The organism is Mesorhizobium sp. L103C119B0, assembly GCF_000502235.1.
Classification (GTDB): domain Bacteria; phylum Pseudomonadota; class Alphaproteobacteria; order Rhizobiales; family Rhizobiaceae; genus Mesorhizobium.
On record NZ_AYXE01000004.1, the window covers coordinates 18,040 to 37,224 of the forward strand.

The 19,185-nt window shown below is 60.1% G+C and carries 19 protein-coding genes and 3 pseudogenes; 8 read left to right on the plus strand and 14 right to left on the minus strand.

All coding sequences use genetic code 11. From position 1 onward, the window contains the following. Positions 1 to 1,842 precede the first annotated feature (1,842 nt). The 4 genes from X728_RS158575 to hxsD form a co-directional block, all read right to left on the minus strand. The gene (locus tag X728_RS158575; RefSeq protein ID WP_023672256.1) at positions 1,843 to 2,397 is read right to left on the minus strand and encodes a PH domain-containing protein; all 555 of its coding nucleotides are present in this window, start codon (positions 2,395 to 2,397) and stop codon (positions 1,843 to 1,845) included. Positions 2,398 to 2,508: 111 nt separating this feature from the next. Beyond that, entirely contained in the window at positions 2,509 to 3,675 is a 1,167-nt protein-coding gene (gene hxsC / locus X728_RS158570) for a His-Xaa-Ser system radical SAM maturase HxsC (protein WP_023703251.1), read from the minus strand. A gap of 1 nt (position 3,676) precedes the next feature. Next, complete coding sequence (gene hxsB, locus X728_RS158565) at positions 3,677 to 5,095, minus strand: His-Xaa-Ser system radical SAM maturase HxsB (protein ID WP_196815062.1); 1,419 nt, start codon at positions 5,093 to 5,095, stop codon at positions 3,677 to 3,679. A gap of 31 nt (positions 5,096 to 5,126) precedes the next feature. After that, on the minus strand, positions 5,127 to 5,459 hold the full coding sequence (gene hxsD / locus X728_RS158560; RefSeq protein ID WP_023672253.1) for a His-Xaa-Ser system protein HxsD: 333 nt from the start codon (positions 5,457 to 5,459) through the stop codon (positions 5,127 to 5,129). Positions 5,460 to 6,236: 777 nt separating this feature from the next. Between hxsD and X728_RS1000000168515 the strand changes: the two genes are divergently transcribed. Further along, positions 6,237 to 6,605: a hypothetical protein gene (locus X728_RS1000000168515; RefSeq protein WP_023750018.1), complete on the plus strand. Its 369-nt coding sequence runs from the start codon at positions 6,237 to 6,239 to the stop codon at positions 6,603 to 6,605. Positions 6,606 to 6,619: 14 nt separating this feature from the next. Here the strand turns inward: X728_RS1000000168515 and X728_RS1000000172240 are convergent, their stop codons facing one another. The 3 genes and pseudogenes from X728_RS1000000172240 to X728_RS01000000166515 all read right to left on the minus strand — a co-directional run bounded on the left by X728_RS1000000172240 (position 6,620) and on the right by X728_RS01000000166515 (position 7,618). After that, the gene (locus tag X728_RS1000000172240; protein WP_348529228.1) at positions 6,620 to 6,859 is read right to left on the minus strand and encodes a hypothetical protein; all 240 of its coding nucleotides are present in this window, start codon (positions 6,857 to 6,859) and stop codon (positions 6,620 to 6,622) included. A 67-nt stretch (positions 6,860 to 6,926) separates the two neighbouring features. Further along, positions 6,927 to 7,019: pseudogene (locus X728_RS1000000172245) on the minus strand (hypothetical protein); the annotation flags it as partial. Then, positions 7,016 to 7,618, minus strand: a complete 603-nt coding sequence (locus X728_RS01000000166515; protein ID WP_023703256.1) for a hypothetical protein — start codon at positions 7,616 to 7,618, stop codon at positions 7,016 to 7,018. The pseudogene X728_RS1000000172245 and the gene X728_RS01000000166515, both read right to left, overlap by 4 nt. A gap of 272 nt (positions 7,619 to 7,890) precedes the next feature. Here X728_RS01000000166515 and X728_RS0134610 point away from each other — a divergent pair. Continuing rightward, positions 7,891 to 9,163 (plus strand): annotated as a pseudogene (locus tag X728_RS0134610) (IS256 family transposase). A 95-nt stretch (positions 9,164 to 9,258) separates the two neighbouring features. Here the strand turns inward: X728_RS0134610 and X728_RS158545 are convergent. The 3 genes from X728_RS158545 to speB all read right to left on the minus strand — a co-directional run bounded on the left by X728_RS158545 (position 9,259) and on the right by speB (position 12,117). After that, positions 9,259 to 10,098: an aminoglycoside phosphotransferase family protein gene (locus X728_RS158545; RefSeq protein ID WP_023739331.1), complete on the minus strand. Its 840-nt coding sequence runs from the start codon at positions 10,096 to 10,098 to the stop codon at positions 9,259 to 9,261. Between the two features lie 61 nt (positions 10,099 to 10,159). Next, positions 10,160 to 11,086, minus strand: coding sequence for an N-acetyl-gamma-glutamyl-phosphate reductase (gene argC / locus X728_RS158540; protein WP_023831020.1), 927 nt, complete (start codon positions 11,084 to 11,086; stop codon positions 10,160 to 10,162). A gap of 29 nt (positions 11,087 to 11,115) precedes the next feature. Next, entirely contained in the window at positions 11,116 to 12,117 is a 1,002-nt protein-coding gene (speB, locus tag X728_RS158535) for an agmatinase (protein ID WP_023669405.1), read from the minus strand. A 141-nt stretch (positions 12,118 to 12,258) separates the two neighbouring features. On the opposite strand from speB, the pseudogene X728_RS1000000171450 reads away from it, so the two are divergent. After that, positions 12,259 to 12,461, plus strand: a pseudogene (locus X728_RS1000000171450) (glycerophosphodiester phosphodiesterase); the annotation flags it as partial. Between the two features lie 200 nt (positions 12,462 to 12,661). Here the strand turns inward: X728_RS1000000171450 and X728_RS158530 are convergent. Continuing rightward, positions 12,662 to 13,534 carry an aldo/keto reductase family oxidoreductase gene (locus tag X728_RS158530; RefSeq protein ID WP_023823246.1) on the minus strand — a complete coding sequence of 291 codons (873 nt, stop codon included), beginning with the start codon at positions 13,532 to 13,534 and terminating at the stop codon, positions 12,662 to 12,664. A gap of 91 nt (positions 13,535 to 13,625) precedes the next feature. Here X728_RS158530 and X728_RS158525 point away from each other — a divergent pair, with 91 nt between their 5' ends. Then, on the plus strand, positions 13,626 to 14,525 hold the full coding sequence (locus X728_RS158525) for a LysR family transcriptional regulator (RefSeq protein WP_023693291.1): 900 nt from the start codon (positions 13,626 to 13,628) through the stop codon (positions 14,523 to 14,525). 264 nt (positions 14,526 to 14,789) lie between these two features. Here the strand turns inward: X728_RS158525 and rpsI are convergent, their stop codons facing one another. The 3 genes from rpsI to X728_RS158510 all read right to left on the minus strand — a co-directional run bounded on the left by rpsI (position 14,790) and on the right by X728_RS158510 (position 16,419). Next, positions 14,790 to 15,272, minus strand: a complete 483-nt coding sequence (gene rpsI, locus X728_RS158520) for a 30S ribosomal protein S9 (RefSeq protein WP_023669408.1) — start codon at positions 15,270 to 15,272, stop codon at positions 14,790 to 14,792. Between the two features lies 1 nt (position 15,273). Further along, the gene (rplM, locus tag X728_RS158515) at positions 15,274 to 15,738 is read right to left on the minus strand and encodes a 50S ribosomal protein L13 (protein WP_023669409.1); all 465 of its coding nucleotides are present in this window, start codon (positions 15,736 to 15,738) and stop codon (positions 15,274 to 15,276) included. A gap of 216 nt (positions 15,739 to 15,954) precedes the next feature. Beyond that, positions 15,955 to 16,419, minus strand: coding sequence for a PaaI family thioesterase (locus tag X728_RS158510; RefSeq protein WP_023831021.1), 465 nt, complete (start codon positions 16,417 to 16,419; stop codon positions 15,955 to 15,957). A 146-nt stretch (positions 16,420 to 16,565) separates the two neighbouring features. On the opposite strand from X728_RS158510, the gene X728_RS158505 reads away from it, so the two are divergent. Genes X728_RS158505 through X728_RS158490 form a run of 4 tightly spaced genes read left to right on the plus strand, consistent with a single transcriptional unit; the run spans position 16,566 to position 19,125 of the window. Further along, complete coding sequence (locus tag X728_RS158505) at positions 16,566 to 17,387, plus strand: enoyl-CoA hydratase (protein WP_023743588.1); 822 nt, start codon at positions 16,566 to 16,568, stop codon at positions 17,385 to 17,387. A 12-nt stretch (positions 17,388 to 17,399) separates the two neighbouring features. Further along, the gene (locus X728_RS158500; RefSeq protein WP_023689472.1) at positions 17,400 to 17,822 is read left to right on the plus strand and encodes a VOC family protein; all 423 of its coding nucleotides are present in this window, start codon (positions 17,400 to 17,402) and stop codon (positions 17,820 to 17,822) included. Between the two features lie 8 nt (positions 17,823 to 17,830). Next, on the plus strand, positions 17,831 to 18,607 hold the full coding sequence (locus tag X728_RS158495) for an AAA family ATPase (RefSeq protein WP_023693294.1): 777 nt from the start codon (positions 17,831 to 17,833) through the stop codon (positions 18,605 to 18,607). Next, the gene (locus tag X728_RS158490; protein WP_023669414.1) at positions 18,604 to 19,125 is read left to right on the plus strand and encodes a CoA-binding protein; all 522 of its coding nucleotides are present in this window, start codon (positions 18,604 to 18,606) and stop codon (positions 19,123 to 19,125) included. Before X728_RS158495 ends, X728_RS158490 begins: the two co-directional genes overlap by 4 nt. The last annotated feature ends 60 nt before the right edge of the window (positions 19,126 to 19,185 follow it).

The window sequence follows — 19,185 nt, forward strand, 5'->3', positions numbered from 1 at the left end:
CAAGGAACAGCTTCGGTGTGCTCGTCCCACTCAAGGGGCGTTGTCCCGCGCTCTTGACGAAACTTTCCAAACTCCTTGCGCAGGTCGGCAAGGTCCAATGCCCAAAGATGCTCACTGCTTCCGGGGTTCGACAAAGCGCTCACCAGTTCCGTCCGCTCTCTCGGAATTAAGTTGGCTTCGCGGTTGAGCCTTCAAGGTGGCATTGCGAGATAATTTGCTCGCTTGCTAATATGCCTATATCTTAGGCAGAGGAGTGGGGGTCTCATATCTTCCCGCAGTGGCCCGTGCGGTTAAGCCCCACAAGCACCCCCAACTGCACCGGCCATGTCCCACGGCAGGGTATGGTCTTTGCGCTCGGCATATCTTTTCAAGAGCTTCCGTGAAGCCTGACGCGAATTTGTTGCTGCTGCGAGCCGCACCCCCCGTTTGGCGGAGCTTCGTATATCTCTCGCTTTACGACGATCTTATCCGAAGTGATTAGGCGAGCTAGCCGCTTCAGCGAGCTGCCACTACCTCGTAGGCGTCCAAAGCTTCTTGGTGTGCCGATGCCGAAAAGCAACCCAGCGGCCGGTCAATAAACGGCCAGCAAGTCGAAGTCCTGGGCTCCATCCGTAGGATGGGTCGACGAGCGGGTCGAACAGTGGCGCGCGCGCCCCCGAGAGGAAGAGGGAATGTCTTATAACGGAGCGTCCGCAAGTGTCGGACGCTGACCGGGCTGCCCAGCGCAACCCTGCTGAACCCGACGCTTTGGTGTCACTTCCAAGTATACCCTGATGTGCAACAACAACATATGCGCAAATCGAAAGCCGTCCGGCTTACCGGTCAAGAACGGGAGCGCCGCTAAGACGAAAAAGCATCTCGCTGTAGGGTAGCCGAGCAAGGATCTTGCCGTGGTTGGCAATTGCCGCAGCTGTCATTCCTCTACATAGGAGACTGACGCCCCCTTGGGTTCGTTGGCAGATGGCATCCGGACTGTCAACGAGATGCAGATCCGGAACCCCATATACTATGGCAGTTACACCCTCAGGAATGGCTCCGATCGGTTGAACTACCAATATGCGCACACCGAGCAGCCACCCTATGATAATGGCGGCTACGCAACCAGTGCAGCCAAAGACTCCGAACTTCTTCATCGCATCGCACCTATTCCCCGCATCCCATCATAGTACCTGATGGCGTGATGGTGCATTCGTTGCCTTCAGTGTCCACGGAATGAGTTCCGGTGCTGTCTCTCCAGGAGCGAATGGAGTAGGAGTTTCCTTCGCTATCGCTACTGGTGACCTCTTGGCCTCCGTTCGGAAAGCGAAGAGTTTCGGTGTCAATCGAATAGTTATTCCCTTCGGTATCGTACGATCTCACATGTTGATCCCCATTTTTACCGGAATAGGAATCTGTGCAGACCCTGTAGTCGCTTTCACCCAAGCAATCAGCGTATGCGGAAGCGGTGCAGCCGAGTAGAAATGCTGCCGTCAATCCGATGACGTTTACTTTCATTGAATTTCCTCGATAAAAACACTAAAGCCCCATCAACAGTCATAACGGCTCTGGGCGCGAGGAACCGCAGCGGCTAGGTATCCTTGAAATTAAACCGCCTATCAAGCCAATCTGCGCCTCTGAAATATACCGCACTCGAGTGCCACGAGTTATTCAAGGTAAGCGTCCAGGCCCAAAGGCTTATGGATACAAGTGCACCAATCCACCCGTACAGCAGAGCTGCCGCAAAAAGCGATGGGGTCGACATAACGAGTATCCACCACTCCCAAATGAAGCGCAGGGTAATACCGACGCAAAAATAAACGGAGATGAAGAGTATAATCCCGACAACGACCCCTATAAATTCCATTATCCCGCCAGTATTTTTCTTTTTTGCTGTTCGAATTCTTGATCTGTGATGATTCCGTTCGCCTTCAAAGCGCCGAGACGCTCAAGCATTGACACCACGTCGGTACCCTGCGGTTGATTGTAGACTGGAGCTGGCTGCCTTCTCTGCTCCAGTGCATCCCTAACCTTATTGACGAATTTGACAACAGTCTTCTTCCAAACGTTGCTGATGTGCCGCTGCGAAGCTCCGTCTTCGATGGTGATCGAACCAAAGATGAGCCCCGTTTTGCCGCTAACAGCATTTACCTTGTCAAGGCCTATGCTGGCCTGCTTCAGGCCGTAGATCATTCCTTTGTCGAGAAAGATGATACGTCGGTCTGTCAGGGTGATGAGCCACGTGTCGCCGTCCATGAGCCCAGAAGTGAATGCCAATACCTGCTCACCGTCTGAAAGAATCTCCGGAAGGTGATTTAGCTCTTTCTTTGTAAAAAATTGATCGTCGCCGATTTCATCGGCGATACGTTTATACTCAATTCGAAGCTCCGCCTTGGACGCATTTTTAAAATCGAAGGTCATATTCTCTCCAATCGCTATCCGAGTCAGCAGCGCACAGATTGTATTTCTAAGATTTGGCTAGGTTATCCCACTGGGCGAACGGCTTTCGTAATTTTCAACCAATCTGATGTTCTATTTTGTTTGAAACGCCGAGATATGGGAGCTTCGTGCAAGGTGGCTAGATGAAAAGAAGCCACCACATTCGGCGCGCTTGGAGCAGCTTGTGCACTCGTTCAAGTACGCATTTTTCCAGTCACTAATCGACCGCTTTGCATACTTGTGGATAGAGCCATCAAGAAGACAGAGCTGGTGATTGTAGACTGAAACATTGATCCTAGCCGCAGCCAGATATTGCACAGCCGCCCGCAACTCACTTCGATAGTCGTACGGGTCCATCCAGAGCTTATCCATATTTGCCCTTGTGAAGCCAGTGATCTCCAGTCCCATAAACGTCACGTGGTCTACGAAGGTGAGGTTTCTAAAAACGAAATCTGACAGGTCGACGAGACCTTCATAGGTCTGCTTGTGAACGACAACTCGTATCTCAACCTCACCCCCGACGGCCTTCAGGTTCATGATCCCGCGGATGGTCTCATCGAAGGCGCCTTTGGACTGAACCACGTAGTCGTGAACTTCCGGGTCGGCGGAATAGATCGGTATGCCGACCGAAAGACGAGGATGTCCAATCCCTTGATAGCGCTCTGCGAATTGCCGATCCTTGAACGTCCGGCCATTGGAAAGAATATGAACCGGCGTAGACGGAAGGTAGTCACGAGCTGATGACAAAATGTCAAAAAAGTCCTCACCCACCAGCGTTGGCTCACCGCCAGTGATCCCGAGAAACGGGGTCGTTACGGGCAGCAGGGGCAGCACATCCAAAATCTCCCTCGCCAACCAGCGATCATCAACGTCTTTGGGTGGCTGGGAGCACATCAAACACAGGTGGTTGCACCGCTCCGTTACGAGGAAATAGTTCGCGTTGGCATCCTTTCTGAACAGGACACGCACTGCCTTCCGATCCGGCACAAAGCGGATGACGTCTCCTTCGCTAAGGTAGTCGAACTCGTGGGGCAGAACGACTAGTCGTCGGTCTGAAAACAGTCGCTCAGCTTCCGGCCGATGCTCCTCAAAGGTGACAATCCACTGGCATTCAGGATGAAACGTCTGCCCCTTGAAAAGATACGCATCATGTTCTCGGTTAGGCGCTTGGTCAGCTTGGCCCGTCACGAGCCTAAGTGCCACTCGCTGTGAGAAATCACCGACGCTTGCTGACGCAGCGAAGCCACTCAGTCGCAACATCCTAATTCGCCCAACTTAGAAAGAGTTCTCGGGCGGTAACGTCCCTCTCCATAAGGTCGATCAGCCTCTTGGAGATCGACATATTGCGATTGCAGAATCCCGACCGCGTTTTGAGGCCAACAAAGTCGCCCTGCGTTGCGGTATGGAATACTGGATCGGAGCCACAGAACGGCTCGTAAGCGCAGTCGGCGCACATCGGTACGGAGCCTGCAAAAGATTGCTCGATAGGATCGAGGAGAGCGTCGGACCCGAAAATCTCGCCATAGGTGTTTTCGTGGACATTCCCGAGCAGAAATGTCTTGTCGCCCATTTCGGCCAACATTCGTGCTTCGTCGGACGCGTAGACGCTGGCGTCATAGTTATAGACAACGGCGGAGATACCGATGCCTGCCGGGCTCATAAGATCCACATATCCTGGCTCGAAAGGCGTGAGCATCTTTGTAAGGATGGTGGCCGCGTAAAACTCCTTGAAAGGAATGCCGTTACGGTTCAGTTCCAGGATGTAATTCAGCCCGTCGAAGTAGAAATCGAGCCAGCGGTCCACGTCATAGGCTGCGTACAATTTCGTCTTGACCGCGAAGCCGTAAGGGGAAAGCGGGCGAAGAAATATTCCGGGGAAATCTAGCCGCACGTATTCGTCAATGATCTCGCGCGCCAGTGGAAGACTGGCTTTGGTCGTTGTCATAAGTGCGCTGACGCGTTCATGGCCGAGAGCCAGTCTGGCCTTGTGGATACCTGCCACAGCCAATTCGTAGCTGTTCTTTCCCGGGCGCGGTCGATTGGCATTGTGAAGAGTGGCCGGTCCGTCGAGCGACGTTGAAATTAGAATCCTGTGCACGCGACAGAATTCCAAGGTTTCGTCGGTGATGACGGCGAGATTGGTCGTGATGACGAATTGCAGCGACCGCCCGGCGACCTTGTTGATCGCTTCAGCCCGATGCACGACGTGTTGGATCAACGGGAAATTCAGGAGCGGCTCGCCGCCTTGGAACTCGATCTTGATAGCCGGACTTGGAGACTGGAAAATGAGCGCCAACGCCTTCTCGGCAGTCTCCTCTGACATATCGAAGGCTGAACGATCTTCGCTTTGGCGAGATACCTGACAGTAGGGGCAGGAGTGCTCGCACCGCAAAGACACGACCATGATGTGAAGCGAGGTGAAGTTCTCAAGCCTTCTTGCCTTGGTCCGAACCTTCAGCGCCAGCAGCTCCTTGCCGATATTGGAGGATGCATCAAAGAGGAACTGCCTGCTGCGCAGGCGGGAGTAGGCGGGGTGTGTGCTGGGAAGCTCGTGCCTGATAAACGAAGCCAGCACGGCGCGCGGCAATACCAGATATTCGCCCGCTTGGTTGGTCAGCACATACCGCTCGTCGTCCAACTGGGAAAAACGAAAGTACGCGAGCTGATAAGTGTCGTCCAACGGTCGTTGGAACTCAGTTGCCGGAGCAAACTTAGTCATCGGACTGCAGGCCCGATCTGGAAAACGCAAGCGCCAGTATCGCGTTTCTAACAGTGGCGGTTTCGGCGGCGATGCTGCTACGCAGGTCCTGATCCAAGACCTCTAGCCGCAGTCTTTCTACCGCTGCGTCGGCCGAAGTTCGCGCGGCCGCCTTGCTGAAGTTGATCGTGCATACTGCGAAGCCGCCCTCGATCGTGATCTCAACCGCAGCGTTGCCGGTTACCCGATACGCTGCGCGCTTTACACAGTCGAGGCTGAAGACTGACAGATCAAACTTGACTTGGGCAGTCTGGACGAGCTCGCTCTCGCGAGGGGTGTCCGCCATCAACAATAGCTGTAGCCAGAGCAGTGAGACCCGTGACTAGCATGGCTCGAATGGCTGGTGTGGTACGCCATGATAACGTCCGTACCATTTGAGCGATCTAGCACCTCACCGTAGCCGAGGTCCGCCGGGACAGTGCCAGCTTCAGCGAGCTTGGTCGAAGGCTGATTTGCCGATTCGACAAGGACTGCAGCCTGAACTTGGCCGCCGAGAATCATCGTGGCCGACAAGGCCATTGGTGACAGGAAATTGCGTTTCGACATTATCCAAACCCCCGTTTGTACGGACTCAATAGCAAAACGCGCCAAGCCGGACAAGTACCGATTGTGGAGAAGTGCTTAAGGGACCACTAATGTTCCGGGTCAAATACTTGTATTGTGGAGTTGACGGGGTCCGTCTTCTGAGCGCAATCGATCGCAGAAGCGGCCCGACGATGCTATTGCAGCCGCTTCGGCTGCCGCCAGAAAGCGCTCGGATTTCAGCCCGAGACAGCTGTTCGGAAGGTTTGGTTCTGGGCCATTGGCGATCTCCGCTTGATGGGGGTTCGCCGCAACGCGGGCCATAGTCCTACATGCCACGCTGCCTGACCTCCGGGCCTACTCTCACGGGAGCGATAGGGCCAGGCGCCAAGCGCCACCATCAGGAGGGAAGCGGTCGTGCCGACCATGTCTCGCGCCTGTAGCGTCGCGGGCGCCGCATCAAGGAAGCGGGCTACAGCGCTGCGGCCTGATACTGGACTCCCGGCTTCAGACGATGCATTCTCGCCTCGGGGAAGGGATCATGGGCAATTCTGTTCATGCCAGGAGGTTGCAGAGGCGACGGCCTTGGTGGCGCTCGCTTTTCCGCTATCGTCTCGCCGCCGTTCTGGTGATGCTCGGGGCGACTTCCGCGGGCTATCTTGCAGTCGGCGACGATCGGCACGAGCTGCCGCGCGTTCACCATGGCGGCGATTCGTCGGCCAGCAACGCGGCTGTCCGCGAGGCGGGCTGCGATATCAAGGGCAATATTAACGAGCGCGGCGAGCATATCTACCATATGCCGGGGCAGGAATATTACTCTGCTACGCGTGTCAACCCAGCTCGAGGAGAGCGCTGGTTCTGCTCACAATGGGAAGCGTGGTGGGCGGGCTGGCGGAAAGCGAAAGTGTAGCCATTGCCTTTAGACTACACCTTCAGTTGCTCGATGCGCGTGCTCTTTATTGGAAGTTCGAACATCGCGCCGCCCGCGACAATTTCCGATTGCTTTTCGATCGTGCACCAAAGGGCGAGTAGCCGCTCCATTTGCTTGACGACCGGAGCCTTGTAGAGGCCCTTCGAAAGAAAAAACCCGACGAGCCGAGAGCTTCGAAATGCAGCATATTCGACCTTGTTCCGGGTAATGCGTCGATCGCCAGAGATGACGATCCAACGCCCCCTCCGTGCTCAGCTGGCCGATCCAGGCCACATCTTTCACGCCGGGGCCGAACTTCTCTCTGATATGGACGATCTCATGCTCCCCGGCGAACAGGGCATTTAGCGAACGGGCGAGAGCGGGCGACAGGTTTTCGTCGACCAGGGCTTTCACGCGGCACTCTGAAGGCTCTCTTCGAATTTCATGGCGTCTCTAACAGCGGTAGCTGAGACATCGAAAAGGCGCGCCACCTTTTCCACAAATCCTTCGGCTTCTACAGCTTGCGCAAGCGCCACGGTCGGGACGCCATATTTGGAGGCGATCGGCTGACCGAACGAACGATGGGGGTCGATCACGATGGACTGCTTGCCATTGAAGGGCCGCCAGCGCGCCACCGCGTCATCCTCGATATCCAGGTCTTTGAACGTCCGCTCTATGACCTGGCGGAAAACATACTGCCGCCTCTTCAGGTCGAGTAGCTTGGTTTCACCGGAACGCTCTATTCCTTCGAGGAAGATCGTTCTGCCGTCAGTCTGGAAGCGCCTGGTTGAGAACGGGCGCTCGTCATTGACACACTCACGTGCGTACTCGATGCAATTTCTAACCGCCAAAAGGCCGACGCCGGCCCCTGTGAATGCTTTGACAAAGCGGAGCTCGATCAGGTCACGGAATCCGATCTCGAGATGATTGTCGATGATCGGCCACTGCGATGACCATAGCGGCGCGATTCGATGCTCAACTTCTTCGCGGCGGAGGTGTAGCCCTTCATCCACCTCGAAATATTGAGCGCAGACGTCCCTATCAGGCGCGCGGCCTCTCCGACGGTGTAGGAGCCTACCCCGAAGAATTCTGCGTCTTGAATGTTGGTAGTGTGCTGAGAGTTCTGCAAATTCGCTGAGAGGCGTCGGTCATGGCAGGCTGGTGATTGTTCACGTCACCTGATTCCCGCGAAGGAACGCCACCATGACCAAGACTGAAGTNAGGGGGCGGTCATGGCAGGCTGGTGATTGTTCACGTCACCTGATTCCCGCGAAGGAACGCCACCATGACCAAGACTGAAGTTAAGACCGCCAGCGCTGCCGTCAAAGACATTTTGCTTTCGAACCCGGATGGATTGCACGAAGTGCTCCGTGCGGTGATGCAGGAGGTGCTTGAGGCCGAGATGGACGNTGCTTTCGAACCCGGATGGATTGCACGAAGTGCTCCGTGCGGTGATGCAGGAGGTGCTTGAGGCCGAGATGGACGAGGCGCTGGGTGCCTCGAAGAGCGAGCGCACGCCCGAACGGCTTGGCTATCGCTCGGGCTATTACGGCCGTACCCTTGTGACGCGGGTCGGCAAGCTCGAGCTGCGGGTTCCGCAGGACCGGGCCGGGCGCTTCTCCACCGAGCTGTTCGAGCGCTACCAGCGTTCCGAGCGGGCCTTGGTGGCGACACTGGCCGAGATGTATGTCCAGGGCGTGTCGACCCGCAAGGTGAAGGCGATCACGGAAGAACTGTGCGGCCATGCCTTCTCGGCCTCGTCGATCTCGGCCATCAACAAGCGGCTGGACGAGAGCCTCGCTGCCTTTGCCAGGCGCCCCCTTCAAGAGCCGTTTCCTTACCTCATCCTCGATGCGCGCTACGAGAAGGTGCGTGAAGCCGGTGTTGTCATGAGCCAGGCGGTGCTGATCGCGGTCGGTATCGACTGGGACGGAAGGCGCCAGATCCTGGCCGTGGAGATGGCCAATCGCGAGAGCCGCTCGGCCTGGAGGGACTTCCTCGTCGGCCTCAAGGCGCGCGGCCTCAAGGGCGTCGAGTTGGTTGTGTCCGACGATCACGCCGGCCTGGTGGCAGCGATCGGCGAGGTGATCCCCGAAGCCGCCTGGCAACGCTGCTACGTGCACTTCCTCAGGAACGCGCTCGATCATCTGCCGAGGAAGCACGGCGACGACTGCCTGCAGGAATTGCGCTGGCTCTACGACCGGCGCGATCTCGCAGAGGCCAGGGCTGATCTTGCCGCATGGCTTGCCAAATGGTCGGCACGCTATCCGCGCCTGACAGGCTGGGCCGAGGATGCCATCGAACAAACCCTGACCTTCTTCAGGCTGCCGAGACAGCACCACAAGCATCTCAAATCCACCAACATGCTGGAGCGGCTCAACGAGGAAATCCGCCGGCGCACCTATGTCGTGCGCATCTTCCCCAATACCGAAAGCTGCCTGCGCCTGGTCAGGGCCTTGGCCGTCGAGACCAATGAAAACTGGATGGAGGCCAACCGATACATCAACATGGACGACCTGCGCGAGCACAAGAAGCTCGCTCTGCGCCAAGCCGCATGACCAGCATCATGGCTGCCCCATTTTGCAGAACTTGACGCACACAACCTTTCGCGAACGAACTGCCTCGCTACGTCTAACGCGCGAGGCTGCGCCGGTCAGAAGCTGAGCCGCACCTTTCGGATCACTCCCGCAACCGACAGCTCGCGGTTCTCGTCGACCGCATTCTCGTCCTCATGATGCCATGCGGCCGACAGGCAGCCATAGGCGATGGCATGGTCGAGAATGGCAGCCGGCGTCTGGCCCAGTGTCCTGGCGAAGATCTCGGCCATATGCGCGATGCGCTCGGGATCGAGGCAGAGGTCGTCGCGCCCCAGTGGGTTGTAGAACAGATTGGCGGCGTCGAAGCCGGGATCGCCGACCACGCCCTTCGGGTCGATCGCCAGCCAGCCGCGCGCACCGTGCAAAATGTTGTCGTGATGCAGGTCGCCATGCAGCGGCTTGACCGCATGCGGGGCATCGAGCAGCCGGTCCGCGATTTCGGCGGCCTCGATATAGAGGCTGTGCTCTCCGGCGTCGCGATCGGCTCCGGCCTTTTTGAACAGGCTGGCAAACCGTGTCCGCAGCGGCTGCAGGTCCGGCGGGGCAGGGTGTCTTGTGGGCGAGAACAGTCTCCCCATCAACTCGGCCGCGATTGCGGTCGCGGCGTTGTCGCCTTCTTTGGCCAGAACGTCGGAAAGCAGGGTGTCGCCGGCATATTCGAGCAGCATGCGGTGGCCGTCCCGGCCAAGCAGCCGCACCGCGCCTTCGCCGCGCCGCCATGCGAGATAGTGCTCGCCGCGCAACTCGTCCTCGACATCGTCGAATGGTTTGAGCGCCTTGACGATGGCCGGCGAGCCGTCCTCACGCCGCACCTTCCAGATGCGGCTCGAAAACGTCTCCGCAATGAGCTCGGGCGCGCTGATCTTCCAGCGCTTTGGAAATGCAGGCGCGTCCATTCAGAGCGTGATGCCGAAAAGTGTTAAGCGGTTTTCGGGCAACATGCTCTCTCCAACTGAATTAAAGGCCGAGCATCAGATCCATGTTCTGAACGGCAGCACCCGAGGCGCCCTTTCCGAGATTGTCATAGACCGCAATCAGCAGCGCCTGCGCCCGGTCGTCATTGGCAAAGACATAGACCTTCATCCGATTGGTGCCGTTATAGACCTCGGGATTGATCTCGGGCAGGCGCTCCACGTGCTCGTAAGGAGCTACCTCGACCCCGCCGCCCTTGATGGCGGCAAAATGGTCGGCGATTGCAGCGTGCAGTTCGGCGCCGGCCGGCACATGGTCAAGCCCGCCGAGTTGCAGCGGCACCACCGTGATCATGCCTTGGGCGAAATTGCCGACCGCCGGCTGCATGATCGGATCGTGCGACAGCTTCGCATAGGTGCGCAGCTCCGGCACATGCTTGTGCTGCAGGGTCAGCCCATAGACCTGGAATTCAGAGGCATCCTCGCCCTTGGCGACATAGTCCTCGATCATCGGCCGGCCGCCGCCCGAATAGCCCGAAATGCCATTGACGGTGATCGGGAAATCCGCCGGCAGCAGGCCGGCGGCGACCAGCGGCCGCAGTGTCGCGATCGGTCCTTGCGGCCAGCAGCCGGGATTGGCGACGCGTTTTGCATTGGCGATGATCTTGGCCTGGCCCTTTTCCATCTCGGCAAAGCCATATTCCCAGCCCTCGGCTACGCGATGCGCCGTGGAGGCGTCGATCACCTTGGTGGTGTCGTTGGCAATCAGCGATACGCTTTCCTTGGCAGCCGCATCCGGCAGGCACAGGATGGCGACATCGGCTGCATTGAGGAACTCGGCGCGCGCCGCCGTTTCCTTGCGGCGCTCGGCCGGGATCGAGATGATCTCGAGGTCGCCGCGCTCGGCCAGCAGCGCCCGGATCTGCAGGCCGGTGGTGCCGTGTTCGCCGTCGATGAAGATTTTCGGTTTCATGTGCCCGTCAATTCCCTGCTAATTCAGGCCTATATGCCCTGGCCATGGTTTGCCGCGCCATGGTTGCCGCTGTTCAGCTCTTCCGCCCGCGCTTTTCGCTCGGCCACCAGGCCGAGATAGTGCATGGCCACCATCGAGCCGGCGATCGCCGTTATATCGGCGTGATCATAGGCCGGCGCAACCTCGACGACGTCGGCGCCGACAATATCGACCTGGCCGAGCTGGCGCAGCGTCGACAGGATTTTCGCCGAGGACGGTCCGCCGGCAACCGGCGTGCCGGTGCCGGGCGCAAAGGCCGGGTCGAGGCAGTCGATGTCGAAGGTGAGATAGGTCTTCCTGCCGCCGGTGCGGTCGACGATCGCATAGGCGATGTCGGAAGCCCGCATCTCCTCGATCTCGTGACCGTAAAGGATCTTGATGCCGAACGTATCGGGGGCATGCGTGCGGATGCCGATCTGGATCGAGCGATCGGGGTCGATGATGCCTTCATTGACGGCGCGGCCGACGAACGAACCATGGTCGATGCGCTTGCCATCGTCAGGCCAGGTGTCCTGGTGCGCATCGAACTGCACCAGCGCCAGCGGCCCGTGGATGGCGGCATGTGCCTTGAGCAGCGGCCAGGTGACGAAATGATCCCCGCCGAGCGACAACAGGAAGGCACCCGATTTCAGGATCTTCGCCGCCTCGCGCTCGATCGTGCCTGGTGTCTTCTGGTGATTGCCCGAATCGAGCAGGCAATCGCCATAGTCGATGACGGCGAGATGCTCGAACAGGTCGCGCGAGAACGGATATTGCGGGTCGTTGTCGAGGATCGCCGAGGCGCGGCGGATCGCCTGCGGCCCGAAGCGCGCGCCCGGCCGGTTGGTGACGGCGGCATCGAACGGAATGCCCCACACGACGGCGTCCGCGCCCTTTGCATCCTTGGTGTATTTGCGCCGCATGAACGACAGCGCGCCGGCATAGGTCGGCTCGAAGGAAGGCCCCGTCTTGGAGCGGGCGGTGAAGGCGTTGTCGATGGTCTGGTTCGCCATTACGGGTCCTTCTTTGTTCATCGGGCTGCCACAACTACAGAACCGGCACGCAAGATGCCAGTCACAGCTTGGCGAAACGCCATAGCGTTCTAGAGGGGCGACACAGGATTTGTATCGCCAAGGCGCAAGGCCCGGCGACTCCTCTCCGGCGGCCGCGGCGATGAACTGGCGGTGCGGGCCGGCATGCCGGCCGAGACACGGTTTCTGGGCCGAACGCGGCGCCACCATCATCCAGACCGAAGAACCGAAGGCTGCGATTGGCTGGCTGGGGGACGATGGGTTTCGGGCGCCTTATGTGGATGAGGGAAGCCGGCCGAGCCGCGAATACGGCGAGTATCAATTAGAAATCGTACGTCGGCGCCATCACCCCACCCGGCGCTGCGCGCCGACCTCCCCATCGAGGGGAGGTAGGGCGTTGGCGCTTTAGATTCCGACAGTCGTAGCGATTGCGAGGCATGCAAGGCTGCCGCGACCTCCTACCTCCCCTCGATGGGGAGGTCGCGCCGAAGGCGCGGGTGGGGTGACAGCGCCGCCCGCAAAATCTTCACGCCGCTTTCGCCACCCCATTCAATTCCCTCAGCACATCAGCCGACAGCTCCAGTTCCGCCGCCGCCAGGTTCTCTCTCAAATGCCCGACCGACGACGTCCCCGGGATCAGCAGGATGTTCGGCGAGCGGCGCAGCAGCCAGGCGAGCGCAACCTGCAAGGGTGTGGCGCCGAGCCGCGTGGCCACATCCGACAAGGTCGACGACTGCAGCGGGCTGAAGCCGCCGAGCGGGAAGAACGGCGTGTAGGCGATGCCGGCGCGCGCCAGTTCATCGATCAACCCGTCGTCGTCGCGATGCGCCAGATTGTACTGGTTCTGCACGCAGACGATCTCGGCGATCCCACGGCCTTCCTCGACCTGCGCTGGGGTGACGTTGCTCAGGCCGATATGGCGCACCAGGCCCTTGCGCTGCAGTTCGGCAAGCGCGGTCAACTGCGCCTCGATCGAGCCCTCGGCCGGACCCATCACCCCGAACATGATGCGCAGATTGACGACATCCAGCACCTCCAGGCCGAGATTCCTGAGATTGTCGTGCACGGCCTGCTCTAGTTCCTTGGCGGAATAGGCAGGCAGCCAGGAGCCGTTGCTGCCGCGCCGCGCCCCGATCTTGGTGACGATGACGAGGTCTTGCGGATAGGGCGCCAGCGCTTCGCGGATCAGCTGGTTGGTTACATGCGGGCCATAGTAGTCGCTGGTGTCGATGTGGTTGACCCCGGAGGCCACCGCTTCGCGCAGCACTGCAATGGCCGCGTCATGATCCTTCGGCGGACCGAAAACGTGCGGGCCGGCAAGTTGCATGGCGCCGTAGCCGAGCCGTTCCACGGTGTGGCTGCCGAGGGTGAATGTGCCGGATTTTTGGATGGTGGACATGGTCGGTCTCCTTTGAGGAGGCGAAGATAGACGCTGCTCAACCTCGGGATAATAAGGTACAATCCGTACAGCTTGTGCGGAATGGCGAACAATGATGGACCTTGGCGATCTGAACGCTTTCGTGACGGTGGCGCGTGCCGGCGGTTTTCGCGAAGGGGCTCGCGCCGGCGGCGGCAGCGCGTCGGGCCTGAGCGAAGCGGTGCGCCGCCTGGAGACGCAACTTGGCGTCAGGCTGTTCAACCGCACCACACGCAGCGTTGTTCCAACCGACGCAGGCCTCAGCCTCTTGGGAAGGCTTGGCCCGGCGCTGTCGGAGGTGGAGGCGGCCCTCGACGTGGTCAATGGCTTTCGCGACAGGCCGGCCGGTTCGCTGCGCCTCAACGTCCCGGTCAGCGCCGCGCGGCTGATATTGCCCGACATCGTTCCGGGCTTCCTCGCCGCCTATCCCGGCATTCGGCTGGAGGTCATCGCCGATGAGAACTTCGTCGACGTGTTGGCGGCCGGCTGCGACGCCGGCATCCGCTATGACGAGCGACTGGAGCAGGACATGATCGCGGTGCCGATCGGACCGCGCGTCCAGCGCTTCGCCACTGGCGCCAGCCCCGCCTATCTCGAGCGCCATGGGCGGCCGCAGCACCCGAGCGACCTGCTTGGCCATGCTTGTCTGCGCGGTCGTTTTGCCAGCGGTGCGATGCTGCCGTGGGAATTCGAGCGCGACGGCGAGGTGGTGCGGGTCGACACGACGGGGCCGTTGATCGTGCGGATCGGCGGGGCGAGCGATCTTGCCGTCCATGCGGCCATTGCCGGCAGCGGCATCGTCGCTCTCTTCGAGGGCTGGCTTCGCCCCCACTTCGAAAGCGGCGCCCTGGAGCCCGTGCTCGAACCGTGGTGGCAGAGCTTTCCCGGGCCATTTCTGTACTATCCCGGACGGCGTCTGGTTCCGGCGCCGCTACGGGCGTTTATCGATTATATTAAGGCCGGCAAGTTCTGAGACTTGAACCGAGGCCGGCGCCATCACCCCACCCGGCGCTTCGCGCCGACCTCCCCATCGAGGAGAGGTAGGGCGTCGCGCTCTTATGGTCGGGTTTTGGTGTCAGCCGAGCCCCCGTGGATTGTTCAGGGCGGCAAAACTGCCGTGACCCCTACCTCCCCTCGATGGGGAGGTCGCGCCGAAGGCGCGGGCGGGGTGACTGCCGTGACCCAAACAAAAAAGCCGCCCGGAGGCGGCCTTTCGAGGTCTGGAACGTCGCAGCGCTTAGCGCTTCGAGAACTGGAAGGAACGACGGGCCTTCGCCTTGCCGTACTTCTTGCGCTCGACGACGCGGCTGTCGCGGGTCAGGAAGCCGCCCTTCTTGAGCACGGCGCGCAGTGCCGGCTCGTAGTAGGTCAGCGCCTTGGAGATGCCGTGACGAACGGCACCGGCTTGGCCGGACAGGCCGCCGCCGATGACGGTGGCGACGATGTCGTACTGGCCGGCGCGGTTGGAAGCGATGATCGGCTGGTTGAGGATCATCTGCAGGACCGGACGCGCGAAATAGGTCGCGAATTCCTTGTCGTTGACGACGATCTTGCCGGAACCCGGCTTCACCCAGACGCGCGCAATGGCGTTCTTGCGCTTGCCGGTGGCATAGGCGCGGCCCGACTTGTCGAGCTTCTGGACATGGACGGGTGCTGCCGGCTGGGTGTTGGTGTTGCCGGTGGCGGCGCCCAATTCTGCGAGCGAGGAAAGCTCAGCCATCTTATGCAACCTTCTTGTTCTTGGCGTTCAGCGCGCCGACGTCGAGGGTGACGGGCTGCTGGGCGACATGCGGATGTTCCGTGCCTGCATAGACGCGGAGGTTCTTCATCTGACGACGGCCGAGCGGCCCGCGCGGGATCATGCGTTCGACGGCCTTCTCGACGACACGCTCGGGGAAACGGCCCTCGAGCAGCTGGCGCGCGGTGCGCTCCTTGATGCCGCCGGGGTGACCGGTGTGCCAGTAATAGACCTTGTCGGTGAACTTCTTGCCGGTGAACACCACCTTGTCGGCATTGATGACAATGACGTTATCGCCGTCGTCGACATGCGGGGTGAAGGTGGGCTTGTGCTTGCCGCGAAGATGATTGGCGATGACAGTGGCGAGACGGCCGACGACGAGACCCTCGGCGTCGATCAGCACCCACTTCTTCACCACATCCGCAGGCTTCTGCGAAAAGGTTGCCATGGATTTTCTGCTTTCGATTTTGACCTTCCGAAGAAGGCGTTTCTTGTTGCTTGGATTGGCGACAAGGCACTTGCCCGCCGCCAATAACAAAACGGCGGCCTTTGCGGGCCGCTGCTTCGTGACGGCTTATAGGCGAGGGGGTGGTGCACGTCAAGGCGCGGGAAAAGCACGTCTGCTCGTAAAGTGTAATAAAAACAAAGGTTTGATCAAAAGGTATTATTTTACCACATCGGCGGCGCGCTTCGGCGGGATCGAATAGGTGCCGGTCGCATGCGCTACCGTGTGTCCCTTCGGTCCGGCGACGATGTCGATATCGAACACCATCAGGCTCTTGCCCAGCTTCAGGATGCGGCAATGGCCGTCGATCGGCCCGGCTTCGGCCTTGCGGACGAAATTGATGTTGAGGTTGACGGTAACCGAAAGCGCATCCGGCCCGGCATGGCTGAGCACGCAGACATAGCCGCCAATGTCGGCCAGCGTGAACAGCGAGGGCCCGGACACCGTGCCGCCGGGCCGCAAATGCCGCTCGTCGGCATTGAGCCGCACCGTGCAGCCGCCCGGAAACACATCGAGCGCCTCATACGACGTGAACTCGTCGTTGAGCTGCGGGTAGACGCTGGCCATCAGCGCATTGACTTCAGCCGCCGTCAGCACCGGCTTGAGATTATCCTGGGCGGGCATGTCGGTCTCTCGTTCTATGCCGGGCCTGTATGAACGCAATGATGCGCTTCTGGCAACACCTCTGGCGCAAGCGATGGGTGTTGATGAAACTCGATCCGATATTAGATAGTCTGGCGGCGCCCGGCGGAATCGCGGAGACCCTTGTCATGGCCGAAATCCTTTCGATCAAACCTGTTGCCATAGACGGGCCGGTCATCGCCGGGCTGGACAAGGGCGTGCTGCGCCTGACGCTCGCCAATCCGCCCGCCAATGCCTTGTCGCTTTCCGTCATGGCGGCATTGAGCGCCGAGCTCGACCATGCCAAGGCCAACAAATCGGTCCGCGTCATCGTCTTGGCGGCCGCCGGGAAAGTCTTTTGCGCCGGCCACGATCTCAAGGAAATGACCGCGCGCCGCGCCGACGCCGACAAGGGCAAGGGGTTTTTCGAGCAGACATTTTCGGCTTGCGCGGCGTTGATGCAGCAGATCGTGCGCCATCCGCTCCCGATCATCGCCGAAGTCGATGGCCTCGCCACTGCTGCGGGGCTGCAACTGGTTGGCAGTTGCGACCTCGCCATTGCCTCGCATGAAGCGACCTTCTGCACGCCGGGCGTCAATATCGGCCTGTTTTGTTCGACGCCGATGGTGGCGCTGTCACGCAACGTGTCTCACAAGCACGCCATGGAAATGCTGCTCACCGGCGAGACCATCGATGCCGCAACCGCCAAGGAATTCGGCCTGGTCAACCGCGTCGTGCCGCGCGAATACCTGAATCAGATCGTCACCAAATACGCGCAAACCATTGCCTCCAAATCATCTCTGGTGGTCAAGACCGGCAAGGAAGCCTTTTACGCGCAGGCCGAGATGGGGTTGGCGGACGCGTATGCCTATACCGGCCGCGTCATGGTCGAGAACATGCTGGCCCGCGACGCCGAGGAAGGCATCGGCGCCTTTATAGGCAAGCGCAAACCGGAATGGACGGACGAATAGGCTTTTCGATCCATGGAACCGCGCATCTCCATCATCACCATCGCCACCGACGATCTCGAGCGCGCCGTGCGCTTTTACGAGGGCATGGGCCTGAAGCGCCACGCCGGCATCACCGATGGCGTCGCCTTCTTCCAGATGGGCGGCGCCATTCTCGGCCTGTTCCCGAGGCCAAGCGCCGAGGAGGATTCAGGCATTGCCTTCGCCGCAGCACCGTCGGCGGTCTACCTCGCCTACAACACCCGCTCCGATGCCGAAGTCGACGACGTGCTGGCGGCCGCCGAGAAGGCCGGCGGCAGGATCGTCAAGCCGGCAGGCCGCGCCTTCTGGGGCGGCTGGTATGGATATTTCGCCGATGCCGACGGCCATGTCTGGGAAGTCGCACACAATCCGGCCTTCCCGATCGCGGATGACGGCACCATCTCGCTGCCGGACTGAGCGTCCGCATGGGCTATCGCAAGCAACTGACCCGGCTTAAGGCGCCTTATCTCAAACGCATCCTGATTGACCCCGAGCGCGTGGAAGATTGGGACAAGTATCCCTGGAACCTGCCTCTGTTCCGCGGCCGCGAATTCGAGCTCGAATTCACCACGCCGATCACCATCATTGTCGGCGAAAACGGCACCGGCAAATCGACGCTGCTGGAAGCGATCGGCGCGCTGGCCGGTTACGACGAAGCCGGCGGCGGCAAGGGCTACATGCCCGTCGACCACTCCGGCGCCATCGACGAGAGTGGTGCAGCGCTTGCCGACACGTTGCGCGGCCACTGGCTGCCGAAGGTCACAGCGGGTTGGTTCTTCCGCGCCGAATCTTTTTACTCGGTTGCCCGCTATCTCGATCAGGCGGCGCTGGAATCTGGCGGGGCGCCGCCGGATTTCCTGTCCTGGTCGCATGGTGAAGGGTTCATCCGCTTCTTCGAGGAGCGCTGCCGCCGGCAAGGTATCTACATCCTCGACGAGCCCGAAAGCGCGCTGTCGCCATCGCGGCAGATCGAGCTGCTGAAGATGCTGCGGCGCATGGACCGGTCCGGCACGGCTCAAGTGATCATGGCGACGCACTCGCCGCTGCTGATGGCCTGTCCGGGCGCGCGGCTGTTCCGCATCAGCCGCTTCGGCCTCGACCCCACAGATTTCACCGATACCGATCATTTTCGCATGATGCGCGACTTCTGCACGGACCCGCAGTCCTTTATGGAGGAAGCACTGAGGGAGACCGACGAGTGAATCACGATAGCTACGACAATGCCTACATCGGCGGCATCCTCAATTCTGTGAAGACCATCGCCATGGTCGGCGCGTCGGCCAACGATGTCAGGCCGAGCTTTTTCGTGCTGAAATACCTGCTGGCCAAGGGCTTTTCGGTGTTTCCGATCAATCCGGGGCAGGCCGGCAAGGAAATCCTCGGCCGCATGACCTATGCCAGCCTTGCCGATCTGCCTGAACCGGTCGACATGGTCGACATCTTTCGCGCCTCCGCAGCGGTGCCCGGCATTGTCGATGAGGTGCTGAAGCTCGACCCCTTGCCGAAAGTCGTCTGGATGCAGCTTGGCGTGCGCGATGACGAGGCGGCCGCGCGTGCCGAGGCGGCCGGTATCAAGGTGGTGATGAACCGCTGCCCGAAGATCGAATATGGCAAGCTGTCGGGCGAGATCGGCTGGACCGGCGTCAACTCCGGTGTGCTTTCGTCGAAGAAGCCGCTGATGCGGTCGGGATTCCAGAGTTTCGGTGTGCGCCAGAAGTAAGGCAGTGAATGGTGAATGGTGAATAGAAGGATTTTCCTGGAAGCCGGGTAAAGCCGCATA